Source organism: Paramagnetospirillum marisnigri (assembly GCF_001650715.1).
GTDB lineage: Bacteria > Pseudomonadota > Alphaproteobacteria > Rhodospirillales > Magnetospirillaceae > Phaeospirillum > Phaeospirillum marisnigri.
In genome coordinates, this window is the sequence record NZ_LWQT01000129.1 from 1 (window position 1) to 1,497 (window position 1,497).

At 53.2% G+C, this 1,497-nt stretch carries 2 protein-coding genes; one reads left to right on the top strand and one right to left on the bottom strand.

Annotated elements, in window-relative coordinates; translation table 11 throughout:
* Positions 1-83: 83 nt before the first annotated feature.
* Entirely contained in the window at positions 84-455 is a 372-nt protein-coding gene (locus tag A6A04_RS22985) for a hypothetical protein (RefSeq protein WP_216636136.1), read from the bottom strand.
* A 389-nt stretch (positions 456-844) separates the two neighbouring features.
* Here A6A04_RS22985 and A6A04_RS23520 point away from each other — a divergent pair, with 389 nt between their 5' ends.
* Positions 845-973, top strand: a complete 129-nt coding sequence (locus A6A04_RS23520; protein ID WP_256367182.1) for a hypothetical protein — start codon at positions 845-847, stop codon at positions 971-973.
* Positions 974-1,497 lie beyond the last annotated feature (524 nt).

Sequence of the window (1,497 nt, forward strand, 5' to 3'; positions counted from 1 at the left end):
ATGTCTCTTCTTCGGCATGGAATGTCCCCTTCATGGTCAGTTGAATTATTACATTCAACCTGGAGCCATTCACGGGGGGAGGGTCACTGACTCCACCCAAATTTGCCCACCATGCTGTGTGATGATCCGCTTGCAGATCGCAAATCCGGATTGATGGCCTTCATACTCGTAATTCGTCCCTTGGCGACAAATCCCGACTGCATCAGTTGACGCAACACGTATGCCGGATTCATCAGGGTCAGGTGTTTGCCGGTCGTGGTTACCACGTCGCGGTCGGGAACGTGCAAGTGGGGATTCGGGGGAGTTTGGGCGTCAAGAGCCACACAAACTCCACCATGGGATGCAGCCCAATGGCGGAAGCCGATATCTGTTTGCACGCTGGTTCGTGCTTCTTGAATTGCCAGACCTACCGCTTGCTGCCTTTCGTTTTCAGCCGCCATCCAAAACGAAAGCAAGACTGCCGCTGTCCATAATGCAGCAGACCCTACAATTAAAGCCTTTTGCGTCCAATGTGACGCAAAAGGCTTTAATCTTATGTATGCCCTCGCCGGGCGCAAACCGCTTTAGCTTTCGAAATGCCGAAACAGAAACCGCAGCATTTGGTTGTGCATTGGAGGTCGTTAGCAAATACTCCGGCACGTAAGCCTGTCCAGCTTAAGCCGCTCACGCAGCAAGCGTATCATGCCTATTTCAAAAGCCATATACCTTGCCAGCTCTGCCTTCATGCATTGGCCAGCCTATGTCTCCTCCTTCATCCGGAGAACCCCAGCCTCCAATCCCGCAGCGATCACCGTGTCCGAAATGGCATCCTTGACCTCACCAGGCAGAATGATTGCGGCCCTCCATGAGCCATCTGGTGCCCGGTATGTTGGCAAGGAAACCTCGTACTTTTGCCATCAGCCCTCACCTTGACTCCTTGGATGATCATCTCGATGCCATCAAAGACGACCTCAACATCAGCCAAGGCACGTAGCTTACCGGCATTCTTCACTTCGCTGATGCCGATTGCGGATACAGTAATCGATGCGGTGTCCATGGTCGGATTTACGTTCAAGATTTTCACCATATGGGCGAAAAGTTCATCCTGTACGTCTTGATGGCGTGTCCCGAATACGATAGCGTTCTGCTGTTGTATTCACCTAATCGGCTGTGTCTGGATGGATATTTCCCGCCCACCCCCAAAATCCGTCCAGCATGATTAGGCGGTAGAGTTCTCGCCCGTTCGCCACCGCCGATCTGCTTTACGGTTCGCTCCGCTTCACAGGAACGACCACGAAGAACTCTTGATCATTCAACGTTCCAACCGACACCATCAACGTCTCATGCTGGTTCACGAGCCGGGCATGGGGGACACCATCGACCGCCGTCCAAAGGCGGGACACCTCCCAGACTTTCCTGGTGTGGTCATTTGGGCACCTCCGGAAACCTCTTCATTCTGACGGTTTGAGAGTTGTTCCGGGCGTGAATTGCGGTTGATCGGCGTTTCCGGGTCTGTTT

Bases quoted from the DNA above. Each gene is read 5' to 3' on its own strand.
- A6A04_RS23520 (WP_256367182.1), top strand. From the start codon at position 845: ATGAGCCATCTGGTGCCCGGTATGTTGGCAAGGAAACCTCGTACTTTT.